The 17015-nt window shown below is 63.2% G+C and carries 16 protein-coding genes; 13 read left to right on the forward strand and 3 right to left on the reverse strand.

The annotated features are described in order from the left end of the window. The 10 genes from O1Q03_RS32575 to O1Q03_RS32620 form a co-directional block, all read left to right on the forward strand. Positions 1-202: hypothetical protein (locus O1Q03_RS32575; protein ID WP_269505395.1), on the forward strand; the 202-nt coding region annotated here is incomplete at its 5' end. Then, positions 199-3453 carry a T6SS effector BTH_I2691 family protein gene (locus O1Q03_RS32580; protein ID WP_269508756.1) on the forward strand — a complete coding sequence of 1085 codons (3255 nt, stop codon included), beginning with the start codon at positions 199-201 and terminating at the stop codon, positions 3451-3453. The genes O1Q03_RS32575 and O1Q03_RS32580, both read left to right, overlap by 4 nt. Then, the gene (locus O1Q03_RS32585; protein ID WP_269508758.1) at positions 3453-4259 is read left to right on the forward strand and encodes a DUF6708 domain-containing protein; all 807 of its coding nucleotides are present in this window, start codon (positions 3453-3455) and stop codon (positions 4257-4259) included. The genes O1Q03_RS32580 and O1Q03_RS32585 overlap by 1 nt, the downstream gene beginning before the upstream one ends. A gap of 149 nt (positions 4260-4408) precedes the next feature. After that, positions 4409-5131, forward strand: coding sequence for a DUF6708 domain-containing protein (locus O1Q03_RS32590; protein ID WP_269508760.1), 723 nt, complete (start codon positions 4409-4411; stop codon positions 5129-5131). A gap of 187 nt (positions 5132-5318) precedes the next feature. After that, positions 5319-5576, forward strand: a complete 258-nt coding sequence (locus tag O1Q03_RS32595; RefSeq protein WP_269508762.1) for a PAAR domain-containing protein — start codon at positions 5319-5321, stop codon at positions 5574-5576. Positions 5577-5746: 170 nt separating this feature from the next. Next, positions 5747-6082 carry an ArsR/SmtB family transcription factor gene (locus O1Q03_RS32600; RefSeq protein WP_269508764.1) on the forward strand — a complete coding sequence of 112 codons (336 nt, stop codon included), beginning with the start codon at positions 5747-5749 and terminating at the stop codon, positions 6080-6082. 19 nt (positions 6083-6101) lie between these two features. Further along, positions 6102-6596 carry an arsenate reductase ArsC gene (locus O1Q03_RS32605; RefSeq protein WP_269508766.1) on the forward strand — a complete coding sequence of 165 codons (495 nt, stop codon included), beginning with the start codon at positions 6102-6104 and terminating at the stop codon, positions 6594-6596. Between the two features lie 75 nt (positions 6597-6671). Continuing rightward, the gene (gene arsB, locus O1Q03_RS32610) at positions 6672-7742 is read left to right on the forward strand and encodes an ACR3 family arsenite efflux transporter (protein WP_269508768.1); all 1071 of its coding nucleotides are present in this window, start codon (positions 6672-6674) and stop codon (positions 7740-7742) included. A gap of 20 nt (positions 7743-7762) precedes the next feature. Further along, the gene (gene arsH, locus O1Q03_RS32615; RefSeq protein WP_269508770.1) at positions 7763-8485 is read left to right on the forward strand and encodes an arsenical resistance protein ArsH; all 723 of its coding nucleotides are present in this window, start codon (positions 7763-7765) and stop codon (positions 8483-8485) included. 3 nt (positions 8486-8488) lie between these two features. Further along, positions 8489-8653, forward strand: coding sequence for a hypothetical protein (locus O1Q03_RS32620; RefSeq protein WP_269508772.1), 165 nt, complete (start codon positions 8489-8491; stop codon positions 8651-8653). Positions 8654-8825: 172 nt separating this feature from the next. Here the strand turns inward: O1Q03_RS32620 and O1Q03_RS32625 are convergent, their stop codons facing one another. Further along, the gene (locus tag O1Q03_RS32625; RefSeq protein ID WP_269508774.1) at positions 8826-9935 is read right to left on the reverse strand and encodes an S-(hydroxymethyl)glutathione dehydrogenase/class III alcohol dehydrogenase; all 1110 of its coding nucleotides are present in this window, start codon (positions 9933-9935) and stop codon (positions 8826-8828) included. A gap of 56 nt (positions 9936-9991) precedes the next feature. Further along, entirely contained in the window at positions 9992-10267 is a 276-nt protein-coding gene (gene frmR, locus O1Q03_RS32630) for a formaldehyde-responsive transcriptional repressor FrmR (RefSeq protein WP_096504646.1), read from the reverse strand. A 398-nt stretch (positions 10268-10665) separates the two neighbouring features. Here frmR and O1Q03_RS32635 point away from each other — a divergent pair, with 398 nt between their 5' ends. Then, positions 10666-11868, forward strand: coding sequence for an MFS transporter (locus tag O1Q03_RS32635; RefSeq protein WP_269508776.1), 1203 nt, complete (start codon positions 10666-10668; stop codon positions 11866-11868). Positions 11869-11920: 52 nt separating this feature from the next. Next, positions 11921-13057 (forward strand): porin, encoded by a 1137-nt coding sequence (locus tag O1Q03_RS32640; protein ID WP_269508778.1) that lies wholly within the window; start codon positions 11921-11923, stop codon positions 13055-13057. A gap of 356 nt (positions 13058-13413) precedes the next feature. Here the strand turns inward: O1Q03_RS32640 and O1Q03_RS32645 are convergent, their stop codons facing one another. Next, positions 13414-14862: an amidase gene (locus tag O1Q03_RS32645; protein ID WP_269508780.1), complete on the reverse strand. Its 1449-nt coding sequence runs from the start codon at positions 14860-14862 to the stop codon at positions 13414-13416. A 597-nt stretch (positions 14863-15459) separates the two neighbouring features. Here O1Q03_RS32645 and pdxR point away from each other — a divergent pair. Continuing rightward, a complete protein-coding gene (gene pdxR / locus O1Q03_RS32650; RefSeq protein WP_269508782.1) occupies positions 15460-16908 on the forward strand; it encodes a MocR-like pyridoxine biosynthesis transcription factor PdxR in 1449 nt (482 codons plus the stop codon). The last annotated feature ends 107 nt before the right edge of the window (positions 16909-17015 follow it).

The raw sequence follows: 17015 nt of genomic DNA on the forward strand, positions 1-17015 counted from the left end.
GCGCCTGAGCGCCGACGTCATCGATCTGTGCATGCATCGCGTGTTCATTCATCCGGATTTGCCACTGCACCCTCACGTACAGGCTGACATTGCGCGCGCGTTGGCCGGCACATCCACGTTACAGGCGCGTTTTGAGACCTACGACGATTCGGCCTGGATGCGCATCGTCGCGTCGTTACCCGCAGCAGTGAGCTATTCATGAGCACGAGCCAAACTCTCACCCGAGCCGCACGCCAAGCAGCGCCCAATCCCACCGGAGATTGCAACGCGTGTCAGCGCACGGGCGTACCGATCCTGCCGTTGCGGCTCGCCGTCATGCCGGTTACCCAGGGGCTCAAGCGGCAGGGTGCGCTGCATCACGCGTCGGTACAGACCGCGTTGCGTGTACTGCGACAGGGCTACGTCTATGTGCTGCTGGATGAAAAAATCTGGCACGCCTATCAGGTGACTCCGGAAGGCTACCTGCGTCAATGCAATCCCTTTGCCATGCCGCGCGCGAAACCCGAGCCGCTCTCGAAGGCGTGCGTGGATGCCGGGCATGATCTGCGTGCTGCGTTCATCAACATCGACACGGCAACCTACAAGCAGGCCTGGATCGCGTTCGCGCAGGACCCCTGGCCGAAGGCCACGCTCGATGCGTATCGCACGGGCAAGCACGCTAACGGCAAGCCGCTGCCGGCAGACTATCGCCAGCGATTCAAGCTGATCAATCTCGCCATCCTGAAGTCCGATCCAAAAGCGAACAATCAGGCACTTGCGCTGGAGCATGGCGATGCACTCCACGAGCACGTGGCCGAATACGCCGCGAACACACGCGACTTCGGTAGCGTTCATGCGTGGCATCCTCGCCAAGCACGCGCGCAAGCGATGCGCGCGCAATTGCACATACTCGAGAAGCAGCATGGGCTCGAGAAAGGGGTAGCGGGCCTCATCTTGCCCGATCCGGTGGGCATGGCAGCGGAACTCAACAGCTTGCGGCTCTCCGTCAGCACTTTGCGCCAGCACTGGCGTGAGGAGCCGGCGCGGCGATATGCCTACCTCACTTCGCAATGCTTGCTGGGCATAAAAGCCTACATCGCCCAGCTCGTGGATGCCGACACGCCACCTCCCGCCGATGATTTCTGGATGCCCAGCGAGGCTGGCGTGCCGCCGGTGTTCCAAGATCCGGCGAAAGAGCGCGCTACCACGGTCGAGCACAAGGTCAAGAGTCGAATCGCGCGACTCGAAGAACGTTACTGGGAAACCGGCCCGAAGGGACGCAAAACTTTCCAGGACGCGTACGACAAAACGGTCGACGATTTCCAGAAGCAGATCGATGCCTATGCGACCGACTGGGGTACGCAGGTGGCCAGTGCCGACTGGAACCGCATCATGACGTTCGACTATGCCGACGCGGATGTTCGTTCATGGCAATGTCGTCTCGTTAGCGCCGCCGACTGTCTTGCCGGGGGTATCACCGATGCCCCATCGTCGCCGGCCAAAGCGGGCGAAACACCCAAGCCCCAAGTACTTGGCCCCAGTGGCAAGGCATGGCGGCAGTTACTGAAAGACCCCAACAGCCCGGCCTACATCGCGCTGAATGGGCAGCATACCGACCTGCAGAAAGCGTTTGAGCCGCAGTTCGCAGCCGGCGCCATGCCCAACGATGCGGGCAAGAAATACTATGACGTGCTCAAACTCATCGCGACCAGTAAGGACGGTGATGATTGGCGCAGAAGTGTCATCGTCGGTGCGGCTGATCAGTTGCTCGCCGCGATGCATGACGCGGCCAATCGCCTGGACAGTACCCTGAGCATCGGCGCCAAGGCGGCGCTGGACAATCTCCATATGGGCGCGGCGTGGCTCTACGGAAAAACCAAGCTCACTCAGGTCACGATCCAGCTCACGGTAGGCGAGTGCTTCGATCTGTTGTCGGAGGAGATACGCGGCCACGCCAATGCGGCGCAAAAGGCTGTCGGCAAGGGGGCGCGCGCGATGCTGTTGGGGAGCTTGATCACTATCCCGAACGCCAACGTTCGCAACGTATTGATCGACGTCACGCTATGGGTTCATGGTTCGGCCGAAGAGGTCAAGCAACGGCTCGTACAGTTTGGGCAGGATGCGACGGAGCGGGCGCGCGACATCAAGCAGGCCGGCGGTGTGTTGGGGCAGGACGTGAACCGGGAGGCCAAGGCGGCACTGCGCCAGATCAAGGCAGGCCTCAAGAACCTGGAGCCGGCCGCGGCCAAGCTGCTTAACGGCTTGCAGATCGGTGCCGCCGGTGCGCATCGTTTTGCTGGCAGCAGCTTCGCTGGCCTCAAGAGCTTGTCTGTCGGCAGCGTGGACGCGGGCTTGTCGTTCGTCGGGCTGTACTTTCTGCAGGACAGTTTGAAGAGCACGCTGGCCGATCTGGATGCGAAGGTGGGTGCGCGTCATCCGGAAGCGGTGGCTGCGTTTTACAGTGTGTCGATTAGTTTGATCGGGGCGCATGTTGAAGCGGCTGGTTTGGCAATCAAAATTCCGGCGGAGGCTGCAAGGGAGTTCGTGCGGCACTGGGGAGTCAAGCAAACGCCGGTGCTCGGTCGAGTTGTGGGGCTAGGTAACCTAATGGTGAAGATCGGTGGGGCAATAGCTGCCCTTGCCGGTATTGCAGACGCAAAGGCGAGCTTCAGTTCCGCCACGCGTGTGGAAAAAATCGGTGATGAGAAGGCAGCAAGAACCTACGAAATCGCAGGAAGTCTATCGATTATCGGAGCCGGTCTCACCTTTTGGGGAGCCACTGGTTCGCTCGTTCTATTTGGCGCTTTGGGCGGTGGTATCGCGTTCGGACTATTTGCCTTCGCAGTCGTCCAGTATGCAAAGAGTCTCGAATCAGATGCCTTAGAACAATGGGCTCGGCGTTGCTACTTCGGCCAAGTAGAAGGCAAGCAGCGGTGGAGCGATCCAGAGAAAGACATGGATCGCGCTATCGCGGCACTCAATGCCGCGGTACTAGGTATGGACGTGACACTCAGTTTCGAGAAGGGAACTCGCGCTAGACCCGTCGACGAGCTTATGGCTGAAGACGTCGAGGTACTAAAAAATGGTGGCGCTGTAGAGACAGGAACGGTGTTGGCCTATGGTGCGGTCTTACCGGGATTCGATGCTCAACGATCGCGCTATCGCTTTACCCTTTCTACCGAACGCTTTGGCGTGACGCGCACTGGTAAGCGCCTGCCCGCTCTATCCCCCCATGTAATGGCATCGGGCCAATTCAACGACACGGCAACGCTCAAGCCAGCCACAGTGCTGAATCGCCCGGATTACTCCCTCGAAGGCGAGACGAACCCCACTTCGAAGCGGCCGGTGTTGAGCGGCCGGTATTGGTTAGGTCCAGTTCACAAGATCAAGTCGGCCACATTGATTGTGACCTTCTGGCCTGATAAGAGCGATAGTTCCGGCTTCGCTGCTGTAGAAATCACGGAAGAATTATGATGGTAAAACCCAAATTGAATCCTCCTTGTACTGGATGGCAACGTGATCTTCCCGAACCAAACGCATCTGTCGATGAAAGCCCCTCGCTGTTGTGGCAGGCTCCGGCATATATCGATACGATCTATGTCGAATTCGAACGAAACACTTCGGTGTTGCGTGGAGCCCTGCTTTGCTTTTCCCTGCTAACTGCATTGACGACCTGCCGATATGTGGCTTTTGCCGGGAGAGATATTGCCATGTTAGAAATGACCGATCTTAACGCGGTGATTGAAATGGCGGGAATTGTCTTGCTGCACATCAGTGTAATTGCACTGTGCGTATGGGCTGTATGTGTTTTCTATCGAGCGGACGTATCTGCGCCTCGCAGTCTTCCCCTTCGCTTCAATCGCCTCCGCCGCAAAGTCTATGTTTATGATTTTCACTCGGTCTGGTGGAATCCTTTCACGCGCTGGTATGTCACCACGGCGAGCTACGACTGGGACGACTTGCGCGCCGAGAAATGGAAGGTGCGCGGAGCAACCGCCGGTGGTGCACCCATCATCAAAGAAGGCGTCTCCATTGCGGTCGTGAAGCCCGGTACCAATGACGTCATTACACGCTTCCTCCTTAGTAGCACCGCCGCCAACACGTCGAACCTTTGGGCCTATGTGTGTTCATACATGCAAAACGGCATCGAGGGTCTTGACCCGGATCACGCGGAGCCGCGCGATCCCAATGACGTCGCTCCGTACAACTTGGCGTTGCGCTTGGCTCCCAAGGTGGAGTGGCCTGCTGATATGGATCGCGAGTCACGCACGGCACCGTGAATTCCTATGTCTGATAAGAGCGATAGTTCTGGCTTTGCTGCTGTCGAAATCACGGAAGAATTATGATGGTAGAACCAAAGCTCAATCCTCCTTGTTCCGGATGGCAACGTGATCTAGCAGGCCCGAACGAACCTATCGATGAAAGCCCGATGATTCTGTGGCAGTCACCAATGCATCTCGACTTGATCTACATAGAAATTTCCAGAAATGTGTCGACTATTCGTGGATTGGTATTTTGTTTTTCGATAATTTCGGCGATGACGATAACCTGGTATATATTTTTTACTGGGTGGCTTGTCTTCATTTTAAGGGCGTTTGACACTTGGACGACCCTGGAGTGCCTCGGTGTCACTTTTGTAGATATTATCACTGTTGCATTTGGTATCTGGGGAACATGTGTTCTTTATCGCGCGGACGTTTCGCCACCGCGCGATCTGCCTCTTCGCTTCAACCGCATGCGCCGCAAAGTGTACGTATACGACTTTCACTCGGTCTGGTGGAATCCGTTCACGCGCTGGTATGTCACTACGGCGAGTTATGACTGGGACGATTTGCGCGCCGAAAGGTGGAAGGTGCGCCGCGCGACCGCCGGTGGTGCCCCCATCATCAAAGAAGGTGTTTCCATTGCCGTCGTGAAGCCGGGTACCAATGACGTCATTACTCGCTTCGCCCTTAGTAGCACCGCCGCCAACACGACCAACCTTTGGGCCTATGTGTGTTCGTACATGCAAAACGGCATCGAGGGTCTCGATCCTGACCATGCCGAGCCGCGCGATCCCAACGATGTAGCTCCGTACAACTTGGCGTTGCGCTTGGCTCCCAAGGTTGAGTGGCCCGCTGACATGGACCACGAGTCGCGGACGGCACCGTGAACGCCCATGCCTGATAAGAGCGATAGCTCTGGCTTCGCAGCCATCGAAATAACCGAGGAAGCCTGATGGCAAAACCAAAACTCAATGTTCCGTGCAAGGGTTGGCAGCGCGATTTGCCCGGGCCCAATGAGCCGATAACAGCTCAAGTTGATCCACGTGATGTAGTTCTTAACTCAAGGAGTCTGAAATGAAACCAGTCGTACTCGTCGGTCATCGCCATATCTGTCCGCTCCATGGCGAGGGCACGGTTACTAGCGGGGCCGCGTCTGCTGCGATCGATGGCCGGGCTGTGGCGCGGGTCGGAGATCGCACCAGTTGCGGGGCCATTATCGAAACCGGCTCGCCGGGCAGCGGCATTGAGGGCCAACCCGTTGCTCGCGTGGGTGACACTACCAGCCATGGCGGCATCCTGGTCGAAGGCGAAGCGGGATGGTTGGTGGAGTGACGTCGGTCGAGTAATCGAGTGCGGCTCGTGGTAGCCGCGACCTTCACCAAGCGGTTAAGACAGACCGAATACTCACCCGCGACTCTGTCGAAGAAACCCGACCGGTTCAATCTTGTCGCGAGCACGACGCCCCCATTCCATTATTTCCACATTTCGACTATCATCGAAAAATGGAAACCACCCAAACCATCGCCGCCCTGTCGGCGCTCGCGCACGACTCCCGCCTCGCCGTTTTCCGCGCACTGGTCCAGGCCGGCCCGGCGGGCATGCCGGCCGGGCAGATCGCGACGCTGCTCGACGTACCGCCGTCGTCGCTGTCGTTTCATCTGAAGGAACTGGCGCACGCGCAGCTCGTCACGAGTCGGCAGGAAGGCCGCTTCGTGTTCTATTGCGCGAACTTCGCGACGATGAACGGGCTCATCGGCTACCTCACCGAGAACTGTTGCGGCGGCAATCCGTGCTCGCCGGTTTCCGCGTGTTCGCCCGCTTGCTCCGACCAAACCTGAAACGTATCTGCGCCCGCCGATGACCACCAACGTCCTGATCCTCTGCACCCACAACTCCGCGCGCAGCGTGCTGGCGGAAGGGATGCTCAACCACTGGGCCGCAAAGCTCGGCCGCGACGTCCGCGCCTACAGCGCCGGCAGCGCGCCGAGCGGCCGGCTCAACCCATTCGCGCTGGACGCGCTGACGCGCGCAGGCGTCGACGTCACCGGATACCGCAGCAAAAGCCAGCACGAATTCGTCGGCGGCGGCGCGCCGGAAATGCGCATCGTCATCACGGTATGCGACAGCGCGGCCGCGGAAGCCTGCCCGTACTGGCCCGGCAGTCCGGTGAAAGTGCACTGGGGCTACGCCGATCCGTCGAACGCGGCGGGCGGCGATGCCGGCAAGCGGCTCGCGTTCGAGCTGACGCGCGAGGCGCTCGGCTACCGGATGCTGCAACTGCTGGCACTGCCGCTCGATCGCATGAGCCACGCTGAACTCGAGGCGGCACTGACCGCCATCTCGCGAAACTGAACGGCGCGCACGGCGGCGTCCGCGAGTGGGTTGCCGCATGTCTTTCCCCGAGCCCCGAGCCCCGAATCCTGTCCGATGAACACGTCCAACGTCATCCCGCCGCGCCACGCTGTCGCCAAGCCCGCGATCGGCTTCTTCGAACGCTACCTGACGATCTGGGTCGCGCTGTGCATCGTCGCCGGCATCGGGCTCGGGCAAGCGCAACCCGGCCTGTTCCAGCGGATCGGCCGCATCGAATATGCGCAGGTCAACCTGCCGGTCGGGCTGCTGATCTGGGTGATGGTGATCCCGATGCTCGTGAAGGTCGACTTCGGCGCACTGCATGAAGTGCGCCGGCATGTGAAGGGGATCGGCGTCACACTCGTCGTGAACTGGCTCGTCAAGCCGTTCTCGATGGCGTTCCTCGGCTGGCTGTTCGTCCGGCAACTGTTCGCACCGCTGCTCCCGGCAGACCAGCTCGACAGCTACATTGCCGGCCTGATCCTGCTGGCGGCCGCGCCGTGCACGGCGATGGTGTTCGTCTGGAGCCGGCTGACGGGCGGCGACCCGCTGTTCACGCTGTCGCAGGTCGCGCTGAACGACAGCATCATGGTGGTCGCGTTCGCGCCGCTGGTCGGGCTGCTGCTGGGGATATCCGCGATCACCGTGCCGTGGGCGACGCTGCTGACGTCAGTCATCCTCTACATCGTGATTCCGGTGATACTCGCGCAGATCTGGCGCAAGCGATTGCTGCGCAACGGGCAGGCCGCGTTCGATGCCGCGATGGCGAGGATCGGCCCGTGGTCGATCGCCGCGCTGCTCGCGACGCTCGTGCTGCTGTTCGCGTTCCAGGGCGAGGCGATCCTGAAGCAGCCGCTGGTGATCGCGTTGCTCGCGGTGCCGATCCTGATCCAGGTGCTCTTCAATGCGGCGCTCGCGTACTGGCTCAACCGCGCGGTGGGCGAGAAGCACGACGTCGCGTGCCCGTCCGCGCTGATCGGCGCGTCGAACTTCTTCGAGCTCGCCGTCGCGGCCGCGATCAGCCTGTTCGGTTTTCACTCCGGCGCGGCGCTCGCGACGGTCGTCGGCGTGCTGATCGAAGTGCCGGTCATGCTGCTGGTGGTGCGTATCGTGATCCGGTCGAAGGGCTGGTACGAGCGCGTGTGAACCAACCGGGGAATCCATTCATGACCGATCGACTGACTGACCTGCCGCAACTCGATCCCGAGCTTTTCCGCGTGCCGGACGCGAGCCGCTTGCGGCCGGCGTCGCCATCCACGCATCCGCCGCGTTTCCTGCTGCTGTACGGCTCGCTGCGCGAGCGCTCGTTCAGCCGCCTGCTGGTCGAGGAGGCCGAACGCCTGCTCGTGGCAATGGGCGCCGAGGTGCGTGTGTTCAATCCGAGCGGCCTGCCGCTGCCCGACGATGCGCCGGAGTCGCACCCGAAGGTCGTCGAGTTGCGCGAGCTGGTGCTGTGGTCGGAAGGGATGGCGTGGTGCTCGCCGGAACGACACGGCGCAATGACGGGCATCATGAAGTCGCAGATCGACTGGATTCCGCTATCGGTCGGCGCCGTGCGGCCGACGCAGGGCAAGACACTGGCGGTGATGCAGGTCAGCGGCGGCTCGCAGTCGTTCAACGCGGTGAACCAGATGCGCGTGCTGGGGCGATGGATGCGCATGCTGACCATTCCGAATCAGTCGTCGGTCGCCAAGGCATTCATGGAATTCGACGAAGCGGGGCGGATGAAGCCGTCGGCCTATTACGATCGGGTCGTCGACGTGATGGAGGAACTGGTGAAGTTCACGCTGCTCACAAGGGACATCGGCCCGTATCTGGTCGACCGGTACAGCGAGCGGAAGGAAAGTGCAGAGGCATTGTCGAAGCGGGTGAACCAGCGCGGGATCTGAACCATGCGGGTGCCGCCGGTCCTGCCGGGAGGCGATGTCATGCAGCTTCGCTATGCCGGGTTGTCCGACCTGCGATCGATCGAAGCATTGCTTCGCTATCCGAAATTGCCCGTCGCGATTGTCACGATGTACGTTGAGAACGTCATCGTGCTCGCCGATCCGGAGTGATTGCGTATGGCGTCGCGCGATGCACGGCACGACGATGACCGTTACCGGCCCGAGCGAGGAGGATGGTTCGGACATGCACCACCCGCAACCGCGATGGCTTGCCGGCGGCGTCACGCAACGAGACCGGATGCCGCGATCGGGCCGGCCTCGTTGCGCGTGTTTCACGCGTGCTTCAGAAATGCACGACGGTCCGGATGGACTTGCCTTCGTGCATCAGGTCGAACGCCTCGTTGATGCCGGTGAGCGGCTTCGTGTGCGTGACGAACGGTGCGAGCTGGATCGTGCCGGCCATCGCGTCCTCGACCATGCCCGGCAATTCGGAGCGGCCCTTGACGCCGCCGAATGCGGTACCGAGCCAGCGGCGGCCGGTGACGAGCTGGAACGGACGCGTCGAGATTTCCTGGCCGGCGCCCGCGACGCCGATGACGACCGATTGACCCCAGCCGCGGTGCGCGCATTCGAGCGCGGCGCGCATCACGTTCACGTTGCCGATGCACTCGAAGCTGTGGTCGACGCCCCAGCCGGTCATCCCGACGATCACTTGCTGGATCGGTTCCTGATGATCCTTCGGGTTCACGCAGTCGGTCGCGCCGAACACGCGTGCGAGGTCGAACTTGCCCGGGTTGGTGTCGATCGCGATGATGCGGCCGGCCTTCGCGAGCTTCGCACCCTGGATCACGGCGAGGCCGATGCCGCCGAGGCCGAACACGGCCACCGAATCGCCGGGCTGCACCTTGGCGGTGTTCTTCACCGCGCCGAGGCCGGTCGTGACGCCGCAGCCGAGCAGGCAGACCTGCTCCGGATTCGCGTCCGGGTTGATCTTCGCGAGCGAGACTTCGGCGACGACGGTGTATTCGCTGAACGTCGAGCAGCCCATGTAGTGATAGATCGGCTGGCCGTTGTAGCTGAAACGCGTGGTGCCGTCGGGCATCACGCCCTTGCCCTGGGTAGCACGCACCGACACGCACAGGTTGGTCTTGCCGCTCTTGCAGAACAGGCATTCGCCGCATTCGGCGGTGTACAGCGGAATGACGTGGTCGCCGGGTTTGACGCTGGTCACGCCTTCACCGACTTCCACGACGATGCCGGCGCCTTCGTGGCCCAGCACGGCGGGAAAGATCCCTTCCGGATCGTCGCCCGACAGCGTGAACGCGTCGGTGTGACAGACGCCCGTATGGGTGATCTTGATCAGCACTTCGCCCTTGCGGGGCGGCTCGACATCGATCTCGACGATCTGCAGCGGCTTACCCGCCTCAAACGCAACAGCAGCACGTGATTTCATGGCAATCCTGTTTAAAAAACACCGAATGGAGCGCTACGTCGACGATTTCGCCTCTGTCAACGCAAATAGGACCGAACGAGAGTGACGATTTCGTCGATCGATCCGGAAGCGGGCCGCGGGGCGTCCGCGAGCTGCGTGAATTCCTCGCGCAAGTGACTTTCCAGCACGTTGGCCATGACGCCGTTGATCGCGCCGCGGATGGCAGCCAGTTGCTGCAGGACCGGACCACAGTCCGCGCCCTCCTCGAGCGCTTGCTCGAGCGCGTTCAACTGCCCGCGAACGCGGCGCACGCGGGTCAGGACGCGTTTCTTTTCTTCGGGGGAATGCGGCATGGTGTCGTGGCTTCCGGATACTGGGGGGCAGTATAAAACAATGCCGCGCGCAGGTATACGGGATCGTTGCCGGCCGCGGGCGCACGGAAAGGGCGTGGGAGAGGGTTGCGGTGCCACGTTTGGCACTCTCGCCCGCGGCCGGTTTGGACCAACGATGACTTTTTGAAGTCGATATGCTGCGTTTTCGTTGGATCCGGCGCGGCGGCGGTACATGCAGGTGCGCGATGGGCAACAGGGCTTCATAAGGACGGGCGCCGTCCACACGCCGATATCGATTCACATGATCGATGCATTAATTTAGAAATCCTATTGAAATGTTTTACATCGAGGAGATGCCAGAACGAATGCGCGTGGTTGTCGATAAATCCAGGATCTTCCTGTCAGGAGATGATATGCAGATGCAGAACACTGAAGGCGTGATGCGGCGCGACACGACGGCATGGTTGCCGATGATTGCCCTTTTCATGGTGGGTGTCTTTCCGAACGGCGTGTTGCTGTGTGCGCCGGCGCTCGGCAACCAGTTCGTCAACGAGTTTGCGTTTACCCCGGGGCAGTTGGGGAATTTCTTTTCGCTGGAATTTTGCGGGTTCGCGGTTGCCGGCATTCTCGGCACCTATGTGCTGCCGAGAGTGAACTGGGGGAAGCTCTTCAACTTCGCGCTGTTCGTGTTCATCGCCGGCTATGTCGCGTCGATTTTCGTGCTGCCCGACGTCAGGGCGCTGATGCTCGTGCAGGGCGTGACGACGATCTTCGGCGGCTGCTCGATCAGCCTGCTGGGATTGTCTTTTTCCGGGCAGGTGTCGCGGCCGGCGCGCGGATACGCGATGTTCATCCTCGGCCAACTGGCGTCGGGCACCATCGGCCTGCTGGTGCTGCCTTTGCTGTTCCACGCCTACGGGCTGAAAGCGTTTTTCGTCGTGGAAGTGCTGCTCGCGTTGTCGATGATCCCGTTCATCAAATGGCTGCCGGCCACGCCGCCGTCGGCGCGCGCGGGGAGTCGGCCGCAGGCGAGGGTGCCGTTCCACCTGCTGCTGCTCGGGCTCGGCACCGTCACGGCCTTCTACTACGGTTTGGCCAGCGTGTGGACGTTCATCGGGCAAATCGGCACCGGCATCCATCTGACGGACGCCAGCATCGGGACCGCCCTGGCGATTTCCACGGTGGCCGGCATGATCGGCTCGGTCGTCGTCGGCGTGCTCAGCGGCCGCGTGCAGGCCGCGCTGCTGATCTCGGCCGGGATGGGCGCGATGCTCCTGTCGTGTCTCGGGCTCGTCGACGTGCGCTCGCTCGCGCTCTTCACGATGTCCGCGATCCTGTTCAAGTTCGCATGGACGTTTGCGCTTCCACCGATGCTGGAAGCCATTTCTCAGGCTGATGAAACCAGCCGTCTGCTCGCATTCTCCAGCGCGGGCATCGGCGTCGGGTTGATGGTCGGCCCGGCGGTGGCCGGCTGGATCATCTCGATCAGCAAAGGCTACACGGCGATGCTGCTCGCGGCCGCCGCGATGTGCGTTTTCGCGTGGCTGGGCTGCCTGACACTCGTGCGTGTCAATCGCCGCGCGACACAGACCGATCACGCGCGCAGCGTCGCGGTGCAGTGACCCGCCTCGCGCCGACGCGCACACAAAGCAATCACGATCATTTGGAGAATCCATGAAATACAAGGCAGCCATGCTGTGCACGGTGTTGTGCGCGGTGACGAACGCGGCGTCCGCGCAGAGCAGCGTGACGCTTTACGGCCTGATCGACGAGGGCATCGGCTTCACGAACAATGCCGGCGGCAAGCAGGCGTGGCAGACGCAGAGCGGCTGGACCGCGGGCGACCGCTGGGGGATCAAGGGCGTGGAAGCGCTCGGCGCGGGAACCGCGGCGATCTTCACGCTGGAGAACGGCTTTTTGCTCAATTCCGGTCGCGCGCTGCCGTCGGGGATGCTGTTCGGGCGTCAGGCGTTCGTCGGCTTGCAGAACGCGCGCTGGGGCAGCGTTACGCTCGGTCGTCAATACGACTCGATCCAGGATTACCTGGCGCCCTTGACGGCCAATGGCCGCGATGGCGGATGGCCGTTCGCGCATCCGTACGACAACGACAATACGGTCGCGACGTTCCGGCTCGGCAACGCCGTGAAATTCAGTAGCACGAATTATGGTGGCCTGCAGTTCGGTGGTGTGTATGCATTCGGGAATGCAACCGGGTTCGCGAGCAATCGGAGTTTCAGCGTCGGCGCGTCGTACAACCGGTCGCCGCTGTCGCTTGCGGTCGCGTATCTGCAGGCCGATTCCCCGGGGGCGACGGCGTCCGGCGCGATTTCGTCGACCGATGCGAATTTCGTCGCGCGGCGTCAGCGCGTGTGGGGCGCGGGGGCGAACTACGACTGGGGGCCGGCGACGCTAGGCCTGACCTACACGCACACGGTATTGAACGATCCGGTTTCGTCCGCCTATTTCGGCACGCTGCCGGCCGGCGCGACGCTGCTGCGGTTCGACAACCTCGAGGCGAACGTCAGGTATCAGGCCACGCCGACCGTGGTGCTCGCCGCGATGTATGCCTATACCCTCGGTCGGTTCGACAGCGCTTCGGGGGCGGCCACGCCGCGCTGGCATCAGGGCGGCCTGATGGCCGATTACCTGCTGTCCAAGCGCACGTTCCTGTATGCGCAGGCCGTTTATCAGCAGGTCGGCGGGGACGCGGCCGGAACCGTATTCGGCAATGCCTATATCACCGGGTCGGCCGGCATCTCGTCGACCCGCTCGCAGGTCCTTGGTCGCGTGGGCATCCGGACTGTTTTCTGACGCGTGACGGTGGATTCGCGGTTCGTTCGAGCCGCTTCGGAAACCCTCGGCGAACGGTAACGTTCCCGAGGGTTTCTTGCATTCGGGCATCCGCACAGGCCGGTTCGTGCGCACACTGCAAGCGAAGATTGACGGAGCACGCGACGGCCGAGGCAATCAATGCGCACGCACGCAATGGAGTGGGAATGCAGAAACCGACGGGAGCGCCGGTCGCATGCGCCCGTTTCGATGCGATACGAGAGGAGGATGCCGGGCCAGCCGGAAGGCGGGCCAGCGCGGGCATGCCGAGCTACGAATAAAAAAGCCGACGACATCAGTCGTCGGCGCGGGCTGCACGATCGGGCGTGACGCGAGACTTATCGCGCCACGTGCACCGGCGGCCGCCGGTTTGCCCACGGACGCGCCTGTTCGAGCTGCGCGGCCAATTGCAGTAGCGTGGCTTCCTGTCCGTAGCGCCCGGCGAAGTGCACCCCGACCGGCAGCCCGGTTTCGGTCACATGCAGCGGCAGCGAGATCGCAGGCTGCCCCGTCACGTTGAACACCGGCGTAAAGGGAATATACGAGAACACTTGCCGGGTCCATTCGAACGCGGTGATGCCTGCGCGATCCTGATTCAGTTCGCCCAGCGGGCGAGGCAGTCTCGCGAGCGTCGGCGTCAGGAACACATCGACCGTTTCGAAAAACGCGCCGACCTGCCGGCACACCGCGTTGTGCTGGCCGAGTGCGCCGATCAGGTCGGTGGCCTTGTATTTCCTGCCTTCTTCGTACGATGCGAGCGTCGCGGCCTCGAGGTTGTGCGGACCCGGCGTACGACCGGTCGCCTGCGCGAGCTGCTGCGCGCTGGCCGCGATGAAGCTCATCCACACGACGTGCGTCGCTTCGAGGAACTGTTCCCAGTCATAGACCGGCGCATCCTCGACGACGGTATGACCGAGTTCCTCGAGCAGGCGCACGGTCCGGTGCACGGCCTCCACGCACTCGGGATCGGGAAGGTCGCCGGCTCCCGTCTTCGTCGACCACGCGATGCGCAGCGCGCGCGGCCGTTGCGCGATGACGGCGCCGTACGGCTCCGGTTGCGGCAGCGGATGGCCGGGCGCGCCGACGTCGGCGCCCGACACCGCGTCGAGCAGGGCCGCCGCGTCGCGTACCGTGCGGGTCAGTGCGAACTCCGAGATTGCGCCGAACACAAGCTCCGAGCCGTGGTACGGCCCCCACGGGGTCCGGTAGCGGCTCGGCTTGAGGCCCACGAGCCCGTTGCACGACGCCGGAATCCGGATCGAGCCGCCGCCGTCGTTGCCGTGTGCGACCGGAACGATGCCCGCGGCGACGGCAGCCCCGGCGCCGCCGCTCGAGCCGCCGGCGCTGCGCGCGAGATCCCACGGATTGCGCACCGCACCGTGCAGCCGCGGTTCGGTCGACGGGCTGTATGCGAACTCCGACGTCTGGGTCGTACCTGCCAGCACGAACCCGGCTTGCCGGAAGCGCGTCATCAGCTCGGAATCGGCCGGTGCGACGAGTCCCCGCGCGAGACCGGAACCCATCTCGCACTTCACGCCCTTCGCTTGCAGCACCGCTTCCTTGATCAGGAACGGCACGCCCGAGAACGGCCCGGCCGGTATTCCGGACGCCACGGTGGCGGCGGGCTGCTCGCGAAGCACCTGCAGCACCGCGTTGACGGTCGGGTTGACCTTGTCGATGGCGGCGAACGCGGCGTCCAGCAGCTCGAGCGGCGTGACGTCCTTTTTGGCGACGAGCTCGGCCAGACCCAGGCCGTCATGTCGTGCGTACTCTTCCAGGGAAATCATGTGGGTGTCCTGTCGTCAGATTGAATAGCCAGGGCGAACCGTGAAGCCGTCCGTCCTCCTGATATGACCACGTCGCCGCGGGCCTTCGGTCGATCGTGCGCCGGCGCCGGCCAGACGAGGGCCGCTCCGTACGCAACGAAGACGACTGCGACGCTTGATGCGAGACGGTCGATTGCTGTGTCCAGCTGCATGGCTTGTCTGCTTGCACGGGTGAGGGTTGGGTCGTGGTGACGTGAATGACTGCCGGCGCGCGAAGCAGCGGCGCCGGCGATCGCACGCACGTGCGCCGGCCGCGTCGTGGTCCGAGGTCAATATACGCACGCAAAAACGGCCGTTGTGGGGCCAAACCCGCGCGGATGAAAGGTGCCAAGTTGCTGCTCGGTCGCGCGACGCGGCGGCCGTGACGCGGGCCGTGGCGACCGCCGTGGCGCGCCCGCGCGACATTGGGGCAACCGAGTGTTTGGCGCATATTTCAGGCGAAGTAAGATCGGGCGGCCGGCATCGTGCGGCGCGCGACGGGCGCGGCAGGCGGCGTCGTTTTCTTGGCGTTCGAAAGGATCACAGGTAGTGGAGAAATCAAGCCGGAGCAGAAAGAGTTTGGGTGTCCTGTTCGCGCTGGATGGCAAGGGCGCGCTGGTCGACCAGCTGGTTCGGGCGCTGCGCACCGAGATCGCGAAGGCGCAGCCCGGCACGCGGCTGCCGCCGACGCGCGATCTGGCGAAGGAGCTCGGCGTATCGCGCAACACGGTTACTACGGCTTACAGCGAGCTGGTAAACGAAGGGCACATCGTCAGCCGCTTCGGCGCGGGGTCGGTCGTCGCGGAAGGCCTGGTCGCCAAGCCCGCGGCTGAATTGCCGCGGACCCGGCCAGCGACGGCCGCGCCGGTGCTGTCCCATTTTGCGCGGCGGCTGCAGAGTCTCGAACCGTCGCCGATCCTGGAGCGACCGGAGCTGAAGTACGACTTCCGGTACGGGCTGCCGGTGACGGACGAGTTTCCGTTTTCGAAGTGGTCGCGGATCGTCGCGCGGCGCGCCACCGTCAGCGCGACGTCGAATATCGGCTATGGACATCCGGGCGGCTATCCGCCGCTGCGCGCGGAGATCGCCGAGTATCTGGCGCGGGCCCGCGGGATCCAGTGCCGACCGGACGACATCGTCGTCACGAACGGCTCGCAGCAGGCGCTCGACCTGATTGCGCGTCTGCTGATCGATCCCGAGGACGGCGTGGCGATCGAAGAGCCGCATTTCGAAGGCGCGCGGGAAGCGTTCGCGGCGGCCGGCGCGCGGATCGTCGCGGTGCCGGTCGACAAGGACGGCCTGCAGACCGCGAAGCTGCCGGGCGCGTCCGCGCATTGCCGGGCCGTCTACGTGACGCCGTCGCACCAGTTTCCGACCGGCGCGATCCTGTCCGCGGCGCGACGCCGCGATCTGCTCGACTGGGCCGGCGAACACAATGCGTTCGTCGTCGAGGACGATTACGACGCGGAACTGCGCTACGACGTGCGCCCGCAGGCGTCGATCAAGGCCGTGGACAGCGGCGATCGCGTGATCTACGTCGGCACGATGTCGAAGGTGCTGTTCCCGTCGCTGCGCATCGGCTACATCGTCAGCCCGCGGCATCTGCTGCCGAGCCTGCTGGCCGCGAAACACGTGTGCGACCGGCAGACGCCGCTGCTGCTTCAGTCGTCGCTGAGCGACTTCATCGCGCAGGGGCATTTCGACCGCTACCTGGTCGAGCAGAAGCGGCTGTGCGGCCGCAAGCGTGCCGCGTTCATGCGCGCGGTGGACGAATGCCTGGGCGAGCACGTGACGGTTCAGGGCATCAGCGCCGGCATCCATGCGCTCGTGTGGCTCAACAAGCGCACGTCCGGGGACGTGCCGACGCTGATCGAGGCCGCCGCGCAGGCCGGGGTCGGCATCTACCCGGTGACGCCGTACTTTCTGCACGCGCCCAGAAAGGCCGGGCTGTTGCTCGGCTATGCGTCGATGGAAGAGGCGCTCATCCGCGAAGGCATCGAACGCCTCGCGCGCGTGGTGCGCGGCTGACGCAAGGCGGTCGGGCATTCGCGTGCCGCGCCGCGCGACGGCGCGTCGATGCCCGTCGTTCGACTTGGCTCCTTCGAATTCGCCGCCGTTGGACCATCAGCGGGTTT

This window comes from Burkholderia sp. IMCC1007 (genome assembly GCF_027257875.1).
Taxonomy (GTDB): Bacteria; Pseudomonadota; Gammaproteobacteria; order Burkholderiales; family Burkholderiaceae; genus Burkholderia.

Excerpts from the sequence above, each read along its gene's own strand:
- O1Q03_RS32580 (WP_269508756.1), top strand. The coding sequence starts at position 199 with ATGAGCACGAGCCAAACTCTCACCCGAGCCGCACGCCAAGCAGCGCCC.
- O1Q03_RS32585 (WP_269508758.1), top strand. The coding sequence starts at position 3,453 with ATGGTAAAACCCAAATTGAATCCTCCTTGTACTGGATGGCAACGTGAT.
- O1Q03_RS32590 (WP_269508760.1), top strand. The coding sequence starts at position 4,409 with ATGATTCTGTGGCAGTCACCAATGCATCTCGACTTGATCTACATAGAA.
- O1Q03_RS32595 (WP_269508762.1), top strand. The coding sequence starts at position 5,319 with ATGAAACCAGTCGTACTCGTCGGTCATCGCCATATCTGTCCGCTCCAT.
- O1Q03_RS32600 (WP_269508764.1), top strand. The coding sequence starts at position 5,747 with ATGGAAACCACCCAAACCATCGCCGCCCTGTCGGCGCTCGCGCACGAC.
- O1Q03_RS32605 (WP_269508766.1), top strand. The coding sequence starts at position 6,102 with ATGACCACCAACGTCCTGATCCTCTGCACCCACAACTCCGCGCGCAGC.
- arsB (WP_269508768.1), top strand. The coding sequence starts at position 6,672 with ATGAACACGTCCAACGTCATCCCGCCGCGCCACGCTGTCGCCAAGCCC.
- arsH (WP_269508770.1), top strand. The coding sequence starts at position 7,763 with ATGACCGATCGACTGACTGACCTGCCGCAACTCGATCCCGAGCTTTTC.
- O1Q03_RS32620 (WP_269508772.1), top strand. The coding sequence starts at position 8,489 with ATGCGGGTGCCGCCGGTCCTGCCGGGAGGCGATGTCATGCAGCTTCGC.
- O1Q03_RS32625 (WP_269508774.1), bottom strand. The coding sequence starts at position 9,935 with ATGAAATCACGTGCTGCTGTTGCGTTTGAGGCGGGTAAGCCGCTGCAG.
- frmR (WP_096504646.1), bottom strand. The coding sequence starts at position 10,267 with ATGCCGCATTCCCCCGAAGAAAAGAAACGCGTCCTGACCCGCGTGCGC.
- O1Q03_RS32635 (WP_269508776.1), top strand. The coding sequence starts at position 10,666 with ATGCAGAACACTGAAGGCGTGATGCGGCGCGACACGACGGCATGGTTG.
- O1Q03_RS32640 (WP_269508778.1), top strand. The coding sequence starts at position 11,921 with ATGAAATACAAGGCAGCCATGCTGTGCACGGTGTTGTGCGCGGTGACG.
- O1Q03_RS32645 (WP_269508780.1), bottom strand. The coding sequence starts at position 14,862 with ATGATTTCCCTGGAAGAGTACGCACGACATGACGGCCTGGGTCTGGCC.